Here is a 15,142-nt window from a genome sequence, read left to right as displayed (position 1 = left end):
AGCCCCTCTTTAAGAGGGGCTTTTTTTATGGACGCAACATATTTACATGGTGCATCTCATCTTCCATATCTATTAAATGACACACCTTACAGTTCAAACCAGCGCCAATGGCCCTTCTATTCTTTTGATATTGCAGAGGCTGAATATTATCCAGGTCTTGCTCATAGATGTTTTTGGCTGGATAAATAGCATGGGGAGAGCCATGACACCCAATACAAGGCAAAACTCCACTCTCATCAAAGGAATGGCGATAGAGTGCCTGGGCATTTTTAGTCCAAGCATTAAAGCCTTCTTTTTTAACTGGCTTTTCATAGTTTTGGTGACAGGTAAAACAATCAGGCTCATTTAGCCAGGGCTCTCTGGGCTTTATTTTTTCCAGAGAGTCAACTTTTCGAGGCTTTAAATTAAGCATCAATTTTTCCACTGCTTTTCCCTTTGATTTTTCAAAGCGCAACAAACTTAAAGCATGGTCTTCCAGATAACCATGACAGGAAGTACAGTCTAACCCCCTGGCTGCATGTATTCCTCTAAGACACCCCGTGCTACCAGCTAAACTTGCTGGATGACATTGAAAACAGGCCTCCGAACCTCTTCCAGAAAGGTAATTGGCGTGCCAGCCATGAATGGCTGCGGGCAAATTGGGCAAATGGGGTTTGCCTTTGGCTTTTAGCACAGGGTCTGGATGGCAGGATTGACATAGGACAGGGCGACCTTCTTTGGCCTCTTTTAACAAAGTAGTGTTATTTATCCTATCATGTACCCTTAAAACATCCTGAGCAGTTTCTTCAGAAATACCAGCACCCTCTTTTTCCTCCAGGGACCTCCGTGACAGTTTTTGCACCCCATTTCTGTGGAAGTAGGCGCTATTACCTTGGTTGTAGCCAGAATCTTACCACTTTCTTTGTCCACAGCCTTAATGGTAAACTGAGGATAGGGGTTAAAACCTTTTTTAGAATAGGGCACTACAGGAATCAAATCCGCTCCAAAAATACCTGTTTCCTCTTCCAGCTTCATTTTACCCACAACCCTGTTGCCAGAAAGTCCTTCTCCTGGAGCAAGTTTTTTTCCAAAAAGTTTAGGAGCCACCTGCCAAAATTCAACCTCCTCTTCTGGATGCCTAAATCCTTCTTCCACCTCATAGACAACTTCAATCCCTTCTGTAACTACTTCTGGCAATTCTCCTCTTTTTATCACCAGGGCAAAAAGGTCATTGGCTGGGGGTAAAAGCACCCAATAGGGCCAGCTATCAGAAATGCAATGCATGCCCAGATTGTTCCAGGCCAAAAGCACATATTCGCTTTGGTCTTCAGCAAAAGGAGGTAGGCTTAGCTCCACAGGTTTAAGCTCTAATTTTTCCCCAATCTCTTTTTCTTTTTTCTGTAATCCATAAATAATATACTCGGCCAGCAGTTTTTTTCCCTTTCTGTACCTGAAAAAGGCGGCATGTACTTCAATATCTTACCCTGGCCAGTTAACTGACTAACCAATCCAAAGGGATTATCATACTTTTGGGTTAATTTTAAAATATCCCTTAAAGGTCCCCCTCTGGAATGACAGGAACTACATTCTAACTTAAATATTTCTTTTCCCAAATAAAGATTATTATTTGCTCTATCCTTATCCAACCAATAACTATTTAAAGCAAGTATTCCCGTTTTATTTACTTCTTCTAAATCCTGCACTTTTATTCCATTGGAATACATATAATCATAAATAATAAAAGGTTTTCTTGCTCCTTCTCTTAAAAACTCAAAACTTCCAATATAGATAATACCAAGAATAAGCATAATTAAAGATAAAGTCTTTTGAAAAGAGCCATTTAATCTGGAAAAATAAAAGCAAGAAACAATAATAATTAGCGGAGTTAGGTAAAAAAACCAATCTAAAATATTTTTATAATATGGTGTAAGCTTGAAGATATAATTTTTCAATCCTTGGTCCAATATGTTATAATACCAAACCCCAGCCAGAAAGGTAAGTATAGTAAAGAAAACTATATATTTGGCATAATACCTGGACATCCTTACTCTTTCTTCATTTTTCAACTTAAAACTAGCAGTAACCAGGCCAAAGATAGAGGCAATGCTTAAGGCCAAAAAGGTTCTAAAAAAAATAGAAGGCCAAAAGGAAGGATTAAAAAAACCATCCCACAAATTCTTACTTTGCAGCCACTTACCTGGAGTAAGCATAAAATCTATGATACCACTAATAAAAAACAAAGAAGCCCAGGCAAATAAAAAATAAAACCAGGCCAGTAAGATGTGTTTTTGAGAATCAAGTTTTTTAAAGCCATAGTAATAGAGCAGTAAAACTATAATTTCAGCCAGGAAAAATACCCATTCAGTAGCCCAAAAAAAGACAAAATGGTGAATTAAAAAGGAAGTAGCTGCAGGTTGAAGTAAAGAAATGGTAAACCAAATCCCCACTCCTGTAACTCCACCTGCTACCATGGTGAGTAATAAAAAAAACAAAGCATGCTTACGGGTATACTCCAGAAGAGAAGGAGAATTTAAAGCTATAGCTTTTTTTCAGTAAGAGCTAAAAACACCCCCCCACCCACAGCAAAATGGGCAATGTAGACATGAAAAATGCCTATTAAAGCTATAAGTAATCCTCCACCTGCAAAACCAAGCTCCCATACAGGATAAGTCATTTAACTTACTCCTCCAGCTTACTTTCTGTATAAACTTTAAAAATATAACCAAGTAAACCAGTAACCAGAACTAAAGTTATAAGGAAAAGTACAAAAGAAGAATAATCATTTTGTAAAATAAAATTATTTCCAGCTATCTTATCCTTTAGATAGAAAAATCTAACTTTACTTCTAAGCAAAACCATAGATAACACTAAAAAAAACACACTATAAATAAGCTGCATAAGTTTTTGTTTAAAGGCTAAAAACAAGCTAAGTAAAAGGAAAAATATAGCTGTAGATAAATAGACAAGACTAAGTTTATCTCTCATAATACTTAAGATTACCTCTTTAGGCAGAGAAAGTAAAAACCATACCCCTATTATTACTTGCAAGAAAGTTGCTCCAACAAACCACTTAAGCCCCACTTTTACCTGTAAATTACCCTTTTTACTACCCCAAAAGGCAAAGACCAGCCCTCCAATAGCTACAGACGCAACAATAAAATGAAAATACCTGGGCAATAAGCTAGGCTCACCACTAAAAAAAAGCTTTTCCTTGAAGTAAATAGATTGCCAATGACCAGGCCTAAGCATCAAGGACATATTGCTAACAAAAATAAAGGCTATATACAAAAAAGATAAAACAACTAAGGCCAGAATAGATATTCTTACAGCAGAGCTTAGAGAATAAAATTTAAAGTCATAGAGATACAAAAGATAATAGGCCAGAATAAGCACAAAAACCACACTTAGCCAAAAGGGAGCTATCAACACAGAAGAAGTATAGAAAAATTTTGACCATAAAACCTGTAAAAACAAAAGAGCAGCCACTCCCAAATTGATAGCAAAGGCAAGCAGGGTGGGTAATCTGGAAGAAGTAAATTTTGGAATAATATCCTTATTTTTTACCTCTTCCACTAAAGTTATTATACTCCAGCCAATGACAATATTTATTAAGATAAGATGAATAAAAAAAAGAGCATGTAGAAAAAAATCAAACCAGCCTGCAGGAATAAGTAAAATACTACCTGGCATATTTAAAGACATTTTTTGCTCCTACCATCCCTTTTGTTCAAACCACCTAAATAAAAGTACACCTGCCAGCCAGAAAAGTACAATCACAATCCAGGGGTTAATCCCCAAAACCTGGGGTAAGGTAATTTTACCATAATTCCCCACAAGCAATAAAGTTTTTTGCATCCAGGGATAGATTTGAGCAAAAAGTGCTGCTCCCACTAACATTCCCAGAATTCCACTAAGGGCATCCAATCTGCCTTCTCCTATTGCTCCCAGAGAAGTGCCAGGACAATAGCCTAAAATTCCCCAACCAAGCCCAAATAAAAGACCGCCTGTAATTACACTTCCCAAAATAGTGGGTTTTAAACTGAATTTAATCAACTCCATTCCCTCTAAAAGGTATAAACCCACCATAGCTACCAGAATAGCGCTAAGCATAAATTTTACAATAGTCATATCCAAAAAACGCAAAGCAGCAATTTGCTTGTCATAGCGAATGACCTGTCCCTTTTGTAATAAAAAGCCAAACACAACACCTGTAATAAAACCATAAAATAAACTCATGCCCTACCTCCTTTTCCTGTAGAAAAGATTGGCTGAAATAATTCCGCCCACAAAAAAGCATACCAAAGCAATTAAACTGCCTACAGAAAGTTGCGCCACGCCACTCAAGCCATGGCCTGAAGGACAACCACCAGCTAATCTGGCTCCAAACATGGCTATAATCCCGCCTAAAAAAGCCCAAAGGGCTCGTTTGAGCCTACCAGGACCAAATTTTTCTGCCCACATAGGAGGAACCCAGACAATTTGAAAGGTCTTAGAGCTCAAAGCAGCCACAAAAGAACCCACCATAATGCCCAACACAAACATAACCTGCCACTCTACCTTGGGTACCTTGGCCTGAAAATAACTTAAACTAGCTACATATTCTGGAGCAAAGACCTTTTCTATCAATCCAGCTACTCGCACAAAAGAAGTGGAGGCTCCAAAAAATTTGCCACTTATCCACACCGAAAGTACCAAGGCCAACCCAGACAAACCACCGGCTAGATAAGGAGACCAGTATTTTCCTTTCATTTTTTACCTCCTGAAAGTTATCACTTTTTAAGGATAAGTTTACTTTAAAAACCAAAAAAGGCAATACTTTTTTAAAAGCTGATACTTCAATTCAATAAATTGTTTTTCTATCTTACCTCCTTGCCCTGAGGTTAAAAAGGAATTAGACTGCTAAGTAAGGGAAAATAGGAGGCAATAGCATGCTAAAAAGGGTAGAACTAGCTATTACAGGTATGAGTTGCGCCATGTGCGCTAAAAATATTGACCAGAGTTTAAAGGATTTACCAGGGATAAAAGAAGCCCAGGTAAACCTGGCTACAGAAAAACTTTCTCTTCAATTTGACCCTTCAAAGTTATCTTTAAAGCAAATTATTTCCCGTATTGAAGAGCTGGGGTATGGAGTAAAAACAGAGAAAAGAGTGCTCCAAGTGGGTGGCATGAGTTGTGCCATGTGCGTAAAGGCAGTGGAAAAGGCCTTAAGCCAGGTAGAAGGGGTCAAAAAGGTCCGAGTCAATCTGGCCTCAGAAAAGGCCTATCTTGAATTATATACTAAGGCCTATTCCTTAAAAGAACTGGAAGAAGCCATTACCAGGGCAGGATATAAGTTTTTAGGCACAGAAGAAGCAGAACTAGACCCCAAGGAACAAGCCAGGCTCCTGCAAAGACAAAAATTTAAAATTGTTCTTGGATTCATAACTGGATTTATCTTACTTTTAATTATGCACTTAGATTTATCCTGGGATAAATCCTGGCTTATGTTTTTTATTACTACACCTGTATTTGTATTTATCAGTGGTCATATCTTTAAAGCTGCCTATCGCAGCCTGAAAAATAAAAGTCTAACCATGGAAGTAATGTATTCCATGGGTATGGGTACAGCTTATCTAGCCAGTATACTTTCTACTTTTAAAGTTTTGCCAGGTAATTTTATCTTTTATGAAGCAGCTATATTTTTGGCCACCTTTCTTATCCTGGGAAAATATTTAGAACAAAAGGCCAAGGGAAAAACCTCTGAAGCCATTGAAAAACTCTTAAAACTACGCCCTAAAAAGGCCTGGATTTATTTTGAAGGAAGAGAAGTAGAAGTGGATAGCGAGTCCTTAAAGCCAAAGGATGTTGTTATAGTTAAACCTGGAGAGATGATTCCTGTAGATGGAATAGTTGTAGAAGGTGAAAGTTATGTAAATGAATCCATGCTTACAGGTGAACCCTTACCAGTACTAAAGAAAGTAAAAGACAAGGTAGTAGGAGGAACCTTAAATGAAGATGGCTTATTAAAAATAGAAGCAACGCATACAGGAGAAGATACAGTTCTAGCCAAAATCATTAACATGGTAGAAGAAGCCCAGGGAAGTAGGCCACCTATTCAAAAGTTAGCAGATAAAATCGTCTCTTATTTTATCCCAGTGGTGTTGACCATTGCCCTTTTAAGTTTTCTTGTCTGGTATTTTATAGCTGGAGAAAGCCTTTTATTTGCTCTAACTTCCTTGATTTCCGTGCTGGTAGTTGCCTGTCCCTGTGCCTTAGGCTTGGCCACTCCCACAGCTATAACCGTAGGCTTAGGTAGAGGAGCAGAACTGGGTATTTTGATTAAAAATGGAGAGACTTTAGAGCGAAGTGAACATATAACCACAATTGTCTTTGATAAAACCGGCACTCTTACTTTGGGTAAACCACAGGTTCAAAAAACAATAGCCTTTTCGCCTTATTCGGAAAAAGAGGTCTTAACCTATGCTCTGAGTCTGGAAAAAACTCCACCCATCCTCTAGCTCAAGCTATTGTCAAAAAAGCCCAGGAAAAAAGCTATCTCCCTTACCTGTAGATGAATTTATTACTTTAAGAGGTAAGGGCATTAAAGCTAGATTAAAAGAGGAAAATCTTTTCATAGGCAACTTAAGATTGGTTCAAGATTTAAAGATATCCCTTGATAATAAACAAAAACAAACCCTAGAGGAACTGGAAAGCCAGGGGTTTACTGTCAGTCTGGTGGGAAAAGACCAGCAAGTTGTAGGTGTTATTGCTATTGCTGATTCTCTAAAGCCCAGTGCTCCCAGGGCTGTTTCCTGGTTAAAGGAAAGGGGTTATAAACTTATTTTACTTACAGGAGACAACCAAAGAACTGCCAAAGTTATTGCCCAAAAACTAGACCTGGACGAGGTCCTGGCTGAAGTATTGCCAGAAGATAAAGCCAGTAAGGTCAAATCCTTGCAAGACAGGGGCGAAAAGGTGGCCTTTGTGGGAGATGGAATCAACGACGCTCCGGCCCTGGCCCAAGCTGATGTGGGGATTGCCTTAGGTAGTGGAACAGATGTGGCCATGGAAAGCGGGGATATTGTGTTGGTAAAGGATAACCTTTTGGACGTACCTGCCAGTCTGGAGTTAAGTCAAAAGGTAATGCAGAGAATAAAACAAAATCTTTTCTGGGCCTTTGCCTACAATGTAATTTTAATACCTGTAGCTGCAGGAGTACTCTATCCAGCCTTTAAAATAAGTTTTAGACCAGAATTTGCAGGCCTGGCCATGGCTTTGAGCTCAGTAACAGTTGTTAGCTTATCTTTAATGTTGAAAAAATATACCCCTAAATCCAAAAAGCTAACTAGTTAGACCTGGGTTTAAAGCTTCCCCCTGCCCTTTTAATCTCAGCCAATACCTTTTCTATAAGTAAAGGGATGGCCTGTTCTATTTCTGGAGAGACTTCTAAACTCACGTCATCCATATTTTTGGGCTCAATGCCTATAACCACAGTATCTGGCCTGCTTCCTATAAGTTCACAATAAATCAAAGTGTCTGTAAGGTCAGTCTGGTGTAAAGAATTTTTAAAGGAAATGCTTTTTCTAAGGTCATCTCCCACCAAGCGATAAATTGTACCAGGCTCACCATCTCCCAACACAGCATCCACTATAATCAAGTTATCACAGCGAGTAAGATAGTCCATAAGCTTCATTCCCAGAGTGCCACCATCTAATAAATGCACATCTTCAGAAAATTCGTATCTTTTTTCCAGTTCCTGAATCACTTTTACGCCAATGCCTTCATCTGTAAACAAGATATTTCCTACGCCCAACACCAAGATGGGAAATCTCTCCTCCATACCAATATGCTCCTTAAGAAATTAGTTTAATAAAAAAGAGCCTGAAGAAAACTTCAGGCTCTTTTGAAGCAAAGAACTTTTAATTAAAGCACTCTAAACTTATAAGTTTCATTAGATTTAGGATCTATGACATGTACACCACAGGCAATACAAGGATCAAAGGAGTGTACAGTACGCAACAATTCTACTGGACGCTTGGGATCAGCCACAGGAGTATTTAAAAGGGCTTCTTCAATGGGACCTAATTTGCCATTGGCACACCTGGGTCCCAAACTCCAGGTAGAGGGAACTACTAATTGATAGTTTGCAATTTGTTTATTTTTAATTTTAATCCAGTGGCTAAGAGCACCTCTAGGAGCAGTAACAAAACCCACACCTTCAGCTTCATCAGGCATCTCATATTCTTGATAAAGCTTGGTATCACCAGCTTTTACATTGCTCTCCAGTTCATCCAGCCACTTTTCAATCCTGGCAGCAATAACTTTGGTTTCAATACCTCTAGCAGCGGTTCTACCCAGGGTGGAGAACAGAGCTTCAGGGCCTACTCCCAGGTAATTCAAGACATAATCTACAGTTTCCTTAAATTCAGGTACTCCCTTAGCATAAGCTACCAACACACTGGCCAAAGGACCTGTTTCACAGGGCTCTCCTTTGTAGCGAGGAGCTTTCATCCAGGAGTATTTATTCCTGTCTTCCAGGCTGGTATAGTAAGGTTTGGTCTCACCTTCATAAGGATGTCTGGCCTTGTCGCCCTCGTACCAGCTGTATTTTACGTGCTCGTAAATTTCTTTGGGATCAAAATCTTCTACCTTGCTCAAGTCACGATTAAAAATAACACCTTGAGGCATAAATCTGGAAGCCAAGTCATTGGCCTTTTCAGGGAATTCACCAAAGGTAATAAAGTTGGTGCAGCCACCATATTGAGCCCAATCCTTATAATAGGAAGCTACAGCCAAGAGGTCTGGAATGTAAACTTCATCTACAAACTTCTTGGTTTCTTGCCAGAGGTTTCTAAATTCACTTAATCTCTCTGGGCTCAAGGCCTCATAATTGGTTACTCCACCCACTACAGTAAACTGAGTATGGGGATTTTTGGCTCCAAACACAGCCATGGCTCTGGCAGCCTTTACCTGCAATCTCAAAGCTTCCAGATAATGGGCTGTGGCAATGAGGTTTACTTCTGGGGGCAGATAATAGGCATCATGTCCACCTAAGAAAAAGGCATTGGTAAAAATGCCCAACTGTCCACTATCTACAAAGGCTTTTAACTTTTCCTGGACAGCCTTTAAGTCTTCAGCCTTGGTGGGACGAGGAGAAATATTGTTGGCAATCTTGGCAGCCTTGTAAGGATCAGCCTTTAAGGCAGAAGTTACATCCACCCAATCCAGGGCATGTAAATGATAAAAATGCACTATATGGTCATGAAGATATTGGGCACCCATGACCAGATTGCGCATAATTCTAGCATTGGCTGGAATATCTACCTTTACGGCATCATCTACGCAGCGCACAGAAGCCAGAGCATGCACATAGGTACATACACCACAGGCTCTTTGAGTAAAGTGCTGCGCATCTCTAGGGTCTCTACCCTTTAAAATTATCTCCAAACCCCTAAAAAGTTGGGGTTTACTCCAGGCATTTTTTACTTTACCATTCTCAATTTCTACTTCTATTCTTAGATGCCCCTCTATTCTGGTTACTGGGTCCACCACAATGGGCCCAGAATAATTACTCTTGGGAGTAACTGGAATAGCAGGGGCCTTTTTTGCTCTACAACCGGACATATAACTCCTCCTTGAAAATTATTTTACATGGATTCATAAAAAGGTACCATCTCATCCCAGAAATTAGGCTCACTACAACCAATACAGGGATGTCCTGCTTCTACTGGCCAGTTGGTCTGATTGAATTTAATCTTGGGACAATTGTTGTAGGTATAAGGTCCTTTACAACCTAACTCATATAAGCACCAACCTTTTTTGGCTTCTTCTGAGTCAAAAGAAGGAGCAAATTCACTGTTGTCAAAATGCTTTTTGCGAGGACAAAGGTCATGCACGGTTTCTCCATAAAACATAACAGGACGATTGTTGTCATCCAGCTCTGGCATGCCTTTGGTAAGCAAGTGAACAACTGTACCCACAAAATTATAGGGATTGGGTGGGCAACCAGCAATGTTTATGGCCCTTACTCCCAGCTTACCCAGGGCATCATTTACCCCCTTAGCTCCAGTAGGATTGGGAGCAGCAGCCTGCACCCCACCAAAGGTAGCACAAGTTCCTATCGCAATGGTAGCAATGGCCTTGGGAGCAATTTCTGCACAAATCTCATACATGGTCTTGCCGGCAATTTTACCATAAATACCGCCATCTTTCATGGGGATAGCTCCCTCAATTACGCACACATAACCATTGGGAGAAGAAATGGCCTGATGTAAGGCTTCTTCTGCTGGTTCGCCGGCAGCAGCCATAATGGTTTCGTGGTAGTCCAGAGAAATGGTGTCCAGAATAAGCTCATCAATAAAAGGACTTACAGTCCTAAGCACAGCTTCGGAACAGCCCGTACACTCAGCATTGTGCAAATAGACAACACTGGGTCTTTTTTTGCTGGTCAAAGCTTCTGCTACCTTGGGAGCAAAACCAGGACCCATTCCCATCATCACTGCTACAGCAGTACAAAATTTCATAAAATCACGCCTGGATACCCCTCTCCTTTCCAAACGCTCTAAGGGGTCATCCTTACCTAGCCCGACAAAATACTTCATAGGGCACCTCCCTTTTGGGTTTAAGTATTAATTTTTATACCTAACTCTATGCAAAAAATACATAAAGTTGGCAAGTAAAATCTTATCTATTTTTATTTTTGTTCCTTCTTGAGAAAAATAATTACTTTTTTCAATAGTTTTTTTATCTTAATTCTGCCCTAATCCTCTTTTTAACTTCTTCCACAGCTTCTGCTACTGCAGGAGTAAAAGTCTTGGAGAACTCTTCAATGTTTTCCACTTCTATGAGATAAAGTTTTATTTCCTGGGGCATTTCTTCTTTAAATACAGTATAGCCAGTCTTTAGAGTAGTACCTACACTAATGGCATGGGAATTGATTAAGTTGGGAGAAGAAAAATCTCTTCTACTCCCACTTCCAAAATTGTCCCCACAGGATTTCCCAATTTACAGGCATCAACAATTAAAGCCCTTTTATAGCCCAGAACCTTATCAATCACTTCAAACCCCACGGTATAAAGCACTTCAAAGTGAGCCGGTAAATTTTCTTTTTCCAAATCTTCCACCACTACTATACCTGCCCTATCATCTGCTAAAAGAGGATTTCCTATACCTAAGACCACTGTATCCATAAGTTCTTTTACTCCTTTTTTCCTGTAAATAAAAAAAGCCAGGCATTTTTAAGCCTGGCTTTTTGGTAAAAAAACACTTTCTCTTTTTAGTAGTTTCTTAGTTTTTTATGCAGTTTTCCTTCGCTATCAAAGATTTCAATTTCAAAAGGAACTCCACCAGTAATGGTATGAGTAGCACAGGCCAGGCAAAGGTCATAAGGCCTGAAAGCCATTTCTACATAGTTTAAAAGACCTTCGCTTACATTACCATTTTTAATAAAGTGCTTAGCAGCATTCTTTACGGCCAGGTTAATGGGACCATTGTTGTGAGTTGTAGCTACGATTAAGTTGGCATTGGTAACAATGCCTTTATCATCAGTTACATAGTGGTGGATCAAAGTACCACGAGGAGCCTCAATAATACCCACACCTTCACCTACCACTTTTGTGGGCTTATTCCAGTTATCAGTGCCAGTAATATCTGGGTCATTGATAAGCTCTTTCATCCTTTCAGCCGCATTCAAGAGCTCAATAGCTCTAGCCCAGTGATAGGCCAAAACAAAGTGCACGGGTTTGGTCTTAAAGGTATCAAAGAACTTTTCATAGTGTTTTTGGGCCTCTGGAGTATCCATGCCACTGGCCACATTAAATCTGGGCAAAGGACCTACTGCATAAAGATTGGTCCCCTTACCTTCTTTAATGCCCTGCCAGGGACCAAGCTTTTCTGATAAGGGAACTTCAGGTAAGACCAGGGAAGTACCCTTTCCGCAATAAAGTCCAGATATTCTTTGCCCCTAAAGGTGCCAATAACATTTCCTTCAGTATCTACAATCTTTTGAGTACCGTCGTAGTAGGCAATGCGATCTTGTTCATCCACACTACCCTGGTAGTTGACCACTACCTTGTACATATCTCCAGTAACCAAGGAAAGATACTTTTCATTCTTAAGCACTACATCTTCAAAGATTTGCAAGGTCAACTTGCCCAGTTCAATGAGCTCGTCCACCCAGCCATCAACCATTTTCTCTCTTCTTCAGTGAGCTTTTTGGACCAGCCACCAGGAAGAGCACTAACTGGATGGTTGGGTTTACCGCCCAAGAGCTCAAAGATTTTCACGGCCAGTTTTCTTTTGGCCAACACTGCCTTACCAGTTTCTGCACCCACTGCATTAATCAATCCAATAACATTTCTGGTAGCAGGGTCAGCCTCTGGGCCTACTACAAAATCAGGAAAACCAAGGGCATAGAGAATTACGGCGTGGTCTTCCACATAGTGAGCCATGTAAAAAAGCTCTCTTAATTTCCTGGCAGTAGGGGTTGGCTCTACCCCATAAACGCCATCCAGAGCCTTCATGGATGCAGTAAAGTGAACTCCTCTACACACTCCACATACTGTGGATACAGTGCGAGGAACCTCTTCTATGGGTAAGCCTTGCAAAAATTTTTCATAACCGCGAAATTCCACGGTTTGAAAGAAGGCATCATCCACATTGCCATTATCATCAAGAAAAATGGCAATTTTTCCGTGGCCTTCTAATCTGGTTATAGGGTTTATTTCTATCTTTTTCACGTTTGTCCTCCCTGTTTGTTCTGTCTTTCCTCCTCCAAAAAACTTGGAGAAAACTTCTCGTATTTTCATGGGACCACTCCTTATAAGGGCCCCTTTAAAAAAAGGGGGTTAAGGTTAACCCTTTTTTATCGCTCTTTTCTTTCTCTCAATTAAAGAACTGGGTAGAGAGTAGCGATAGTAAAACTTAGCTAAAACTGGATATTTTTGCATTAACTGCTCTACAGCTTCTTCACTACCTAAAATAGAACCAATGGCACTCATGGCCCTGGCACCATAGTCTTTTACTCCAGGAATGGGGCCACCACAGCCACGGCAGGGAATACCTACCTTGGGGCAAGAGCAACCACAGTCTCCCTGAGTAAAAGGACCAAAACAAATAATACCTTGTTGAAGCAAACATACTCCATCTTCAGGAGCTTTTTCTGAGGTACGATATACTTCTTCTACTAAGAAACGATCTGTGCCCTGATTTCTGGGATTTCTCTCACACACATCACACACAGCTTTGCCACTGGTAAGCCAGGAACCAGCTGGTGGCAGGTTACCAGCAATAACTGCCTCCACAGCAGCAGCTACAAAATCAGGATGAGGAGGACAGCCACCTACATAGTATTCTACAGGTACTACCTCATCAATGACCTTAACTTCTGGCAAAAACTCTGGGATAGTTAAATCGTATTTGCCATCCAAAAGATATTCTGGAGTGGGATATACTCCATCGGGATTATCAGTGCTAAAGGTATCCTGATAGGCCTGTTTAAAAAGCTCTTCTTTGGTATGCATATTGGCCATACCAGCAATACTACCTAAAGTAGCACAAGCACCAAAGGCCACCAAAATCTTGGCTTTGTCTCGCAAGACCTTGACCATATGTTCATTTTCACTGTTGCGAATCATACCATCCACAAAGGCCAGGTCTATGGACTTGTCTGGCATGGCTTCTAAATCTTTATACTTTACGTCAGCAACAGTAGGTGCCCAAAAGACCACTTCCAGGTGTTCCAGGGCATCTACCAATTTTCGGAAATATCTACCAAACTCATCTCACAGCCAGCACATCCGCCAGCAAGTAAAAATGCAAATTTCAACTTATCTGCCATCTTAATTACCTCCCTTGAGAGGGTTAGGACCTAATTCTTTAAGAGTTTCTGTAAATTCGGTAACTACCTCAGCAAACTTTTGTCCCTCAGAACCAGAAATCCATTCCCAACGAAAACGTCCAGGTTCAACACCTAACTCCTTAATCATTTCTTCTACTTGTTTCATCCTGCGAGCAGTCTTGTAGTTACCATCTTTGTAGTGACAATCACCAAAATGGCATCCACCCACCAGTACTCCATCTGCTCCATTGGCCAAAGCTTGAATAATGTATTCTGGCTCTATTCTTCCAGAACAGGGTACCCTGATTAGTTTTATACTTGGAGGGTACTTTAAACGCAAACTTCCAGCTAAATCAGCACCTGCATAGGTACACCAGTGGCAGGCAAAACCAACTATATTGGGTTTAAATTCCATTTTACCCCTCCTTATTTCACTAAGCGTTTTTCACTTTGCATTTCTTTAACTATTTCATCTCTAGACACCTGACAAATACCAGCTACTAGCTTGGGATCAAAGCCCAAGGCAATAGCCAAGAACTGAGTTACATGAAATACAGGGATTTCAAAATCAATATCCCCTCTTTCTTTAAGCACTTTCTGAGAGCCATCAAATTGTAAATAACAGGAAGAACAACCAGTAACTACCACATCTGGATCTATTTCTTCTTTAATAGAAGAAATTTTTCTTTTAAAAGTTTGTAAAGATTTTTCCCTATCAGAAGAACTCATAGCACCCATACCACAACAATCTTCTATCCTACTATAGTGAGGTGCTTCTGCTCCTGTTGCCTCTACAATAGTCTTTAAATGAATGGGGAAGAAGGGATTTTCTTCTTTGACTTCATAAACATCACTGGGCCAGACAGAGTGACAACCTTGCTGCAAAGCAACTTTAATCCCTTCAAAATTGTATTTAATTTTCTCTTTAATCTTTTCAGGACCAATAATGGCATAAAGAAGGTGCATAATATGGTAAATTTTAGAAGTGCCTTTATATTCTCTTCCAATTAACTTTAACTTCTCATTTACTACATCAAACTTACCAGGTTTATGCTCAATCATGTGTTTGGCTTCACTCAAAACCCCAAAACAAGAGTTACAGCCAGTGGTAATATCCACACCCTTTTCTTCAGCCAAAGAAATATTCCTTCCAGATAAGCTAAGCCAGGTATCCAGATCAAAGGAAGGAGCTGTACCCCAGGCAGGGCAACAACTGGCTCCTTCTAAATCCACAGGCTCTATGCCAAATTCTGGCAATATAGACCGAAAAGCCTTTTCTATATCTGGAGCTCTAAAAGGAATATTACATCCTAAAAACAATCCTACTTTTTCCATTTTTTTCAACTC

The 15,142-nt window shown here is 40.1% G+C and carries 19 protein-coding genes and 1 pseudogene; 2 read left to right on the top strand and 18 right to left on the bottom strand.

Annotation, left to right across the window (positions count from 1 at the left end; all coding sequences use genetic code 11):
• Positions 1 to 25: 25 nt before the first annotated feature.
• Genes ACZ42F_RS01810 through ACZ42F_RS01780 form a run of 7 tightly spaced genes read right to left on the bottom strand, consistent with a single transcriptional unit; the run spans position 26 to position 4,728 of the window.
• Complete coding sequence (locus tag ACZ42F_RS01810; RefSeq protein ID WP_464279530.1) at positions 26 to 841, bottom strand: hypothetical protein; 816 nt, start codon at positions 839 to 841, stop codon at positions 26 to 28.
• Positions 763 to 1,335, bottom strand: coding sequence for a hypothetical protein (locus ACZ42F_RS01805; protein WP_464279529.1), 573 nt, complete (start codon positions 1,333 to 1,335; stop codon positions 763 to 765). Before ACZ42F_RS01805 ends, ACZ42F_RS01810 begins: the two co-directional genes overlap by 79 nt.
• A gap of 11 nt (positions 1,336 to 1,346) precedes the next feature.
• Positions 1,347 to 2,471, bottom strand: a complete 1,125-nt coding sequence (locus ACZ42F_RS01800; RefSeq protein WP_464279528.1) for a cytochrome C — start codon at positions 2,469 to 2,471, stop codon at positions 1,347 to 1,349.
• A 44-nt stretch (positions 2,472 to 2,515) separates the two neighbouring features.
• On the bottom strand, positions 2,516 to 2,653 hold the full coding sequence (locus ACZ42F_RS01795; protein ID WP_464279527.1) for a hypothetical protein: 138 nt from the start codon (positions 2,651 to 2,653) through the stop codon (positions 2,516 to 2,518).
• A 5-nt stretch (positions 2,654 to 2,658) separates the two neighbouring features.
• Complete coding sequence (locus tag ACZ42F_RS01790; protein ID WP_464279526.1) at positions 2,659 to 3,681, bottom strand: hypothetical protein; 1,023 nt, start codon at positions 3,679 to 3,681, stop codon at positions 2,659 to 2,661.
• Between the two features lie 9 nt (positions 3,682 to 3,690).
• Positions 3,691 to 4,215, bottom strand: coding sequence for a DUF6691 family protein (locus tag ACZ42F_RS01785; protein ID WP_029966058.1), 525 nt, complete (start codon positions 4,213 to 4,215; stop codon positions 3,691 to 3,693).
• Positions 4,216 to 4,218: 3 nt separating this feature from the next.
• Complete coding sequence (locus ACZ42F_RS01780; RefSeq protein ID WP_029966056.1) at positions 4,219 to 4,728, bottom strand: YeeE/YedE thiosulfate transporter family protein; 510 nt, start codon at positions 4,726 to 4,728, stop codon at positions 4,219 to 4,221.
• 179 nt (positions 4,729 to 4,907) lie between these two features.
• Here ACZ42F_RS01780 and ACZ42F_RS01775 point away from each other — a divergent pair, with 179 nt between their 5' ends.
• The gene (locus ACZ42F_RS01775; protein WP_464279525.1) at positions 4,908 to 6,476 is read left to right on the top strand and encodes a heavy metal translocating P-type ATPase; all 1,569 of its coding nucleotides are present in this window, start codon (positions 4,908 to 4,910) and stop codon (positions 6,474 to 6,476) included.
• 55 nt (positions 6,477 to 6,531) lie between these two features.
• Positions 6,532 to 7,311 (top strand): annotated as a pseudogene (locus ACZ42F_RS01770) (HAD-IC family P-type ATPase); the annotation flags it as partial.
• Here the strand turns inward: ACZ42F_RS01770 and ACZ42F_RS01765 are convergent.
• From ACZ42F_RS01765 to ACZ42F_RS01715, 11 genes are all read right to left on the bottom strand, one after another.
• Complete coding sequence (locus tag ACZ42F_RS01765; protein ID WP_464279524.1) at positions 7,304 to 7,798, bottom strand: HyaD/HybD family hydrogenase maturation endopeptidase; 495 nt, start codon at positions 7,796 to 7,798, stop codon at positions 7,304 to 7,306. The pseudogene ACZ42F_RS01770 and the gene ACZ42F_RS01765 overlap by 8 nt on opposite strands.
• Before the next feature lie 83 nt (positions 7,799 to 7,881).
• Complete coding sequence (locus ACZ42F_RS01760; protein WP_464279523.1) at positions 7,882 to 9,582, bottom strand: nickel-dependent hydrogenase large subunit; 1,701 nt, start codon at positions 9,580 to 9,582, stop codon at positions 7,882 to 7,884.
• 23 nt (positions 9,583 to 9,605) lie between these two features.
• Complete coding sequence (locus tag ACZ42F_RS01755; RefSeq protein WP_464279522.1) at positions 9,606 to 10,559, bottom strand: hydrogenase small subunit; 954 nt, start codon at positions 10,557 to 10,559, stop codon at positions 9,606 to 9,608.
• 142 nt (positions 10,560 to 10,701) lie between these two features.
• Complete coding sequence (locus ACZ42F_RS01750; RefSeq protein WP_464279521.1) at positions 10,702 to 10,830, bottom strand: hypothetical protein; 129 nt, start codon at positions 10,828 to 10,830, stop codon at positions 10,702 to 10,704.
• Between the two features lie 65 nt (positions 10,831 to 10,895).
• A complete protein-coding gene (locus ACZ42F_RS01745; RefSeq protein WP_464279520.1) occupies positions 10,896 to 11,147 on the bottom strand; it encodes a hydrogenase maturation protease in 252 nt (83 codons plus the stop codon).
• An 86-nt stretch (positions 11,148 to 11,233) separates the two neighbouring features.
• Positions 11,234 to 11,785 (bottom strand): nickel-dependent hydrogenase large subunit, encoded by a 552-nt coding sequence (locus ACZ42F_RS01740; RefSeq protein ID WP_464279519.1) that lies wholly within the window; start codon positions 11,783 to 11,785, stop codon positions 11,234 to 11,236.
• A gap of 5 nt (positions 11,786 to 11,790) precedes the next feature.
• A complete protein-coding gene (locus tag ACZ42F_RS01735) occupies positions 11,791 to 12,147 on the bottom strand; it encodes a hypothetical protein (protein WP_464279518.1) in 357 nt (118 codons plus the stop codon).
• Positions 12,102 to 12,695 (bottom strand): nickel-dependent hydrogenase large subunit, encoded by a 594-nt coding sequence (locus ACZ42F_RS01730; protein WP_464279517.1) that lies wholly within the window; start codon positions 12,693 to 12,695, stop codon positions 12,102 to 12,104. The genes ACZ42F_RS01735 and ACZ42F_RS01730 overlap by 46 nt, the downstream gene beginning before the upstream one ends.
• Before the next feature lie 114 nt (positions 12,696 to 12,809).
• Positions 12,810 to 13,712 (bottom strand): NADH-quinone oxidoreductase subunit B family protein, encoded by a 903-nt coding sequence (locus ACZ42F_RS01725; protein ID WP_464279516.1) that lies wholly within the window; start codon positions 13,710 to 13,712, stop codon positions 12,810 to 12,812.
• An 84-nt stretch (positions 13,713 to 13,796) separates the two neighbouring features.
• On the bottom strand, positions 13,797 to 14,210 hold the full coding sequence (locus ACZ42F_RS01720) for a hydrogenase iron-sulfur subunit (RefSeq protein ID WP_029966036.1): 414 nt from the start codon (positions 14,208 to 14,210) through the stop codon (positions 13,797 to 13,799).
• Between the two features lie 11 nt (positions 14,211 to 14,221).
• Positions 14,222 to 15,130: a CoB--CoM heterodisulfide reductase iron-sulfur subunit B family protein gene (locus tag ACZ42F_RS01715; RefSeq protein ID WP_464279515.1), complete on the bottom strand. Its 909-nt coding sequence runs from the start codon at positions 15,128 to 15,130 to the stop codon at positions 14,222 to 14,224.
• Positions 15,131 to 15,142: the final 12 nt, after the last annotated feature.

The organism is Desulfonauticus autotrophicus, from assembly GCF_055381725.1.
The sequence above is the reverse complement of the archived record's forward strand: the minus strand, read 5'-3'. Positions and strand labels throughout refer to the sequence as shown.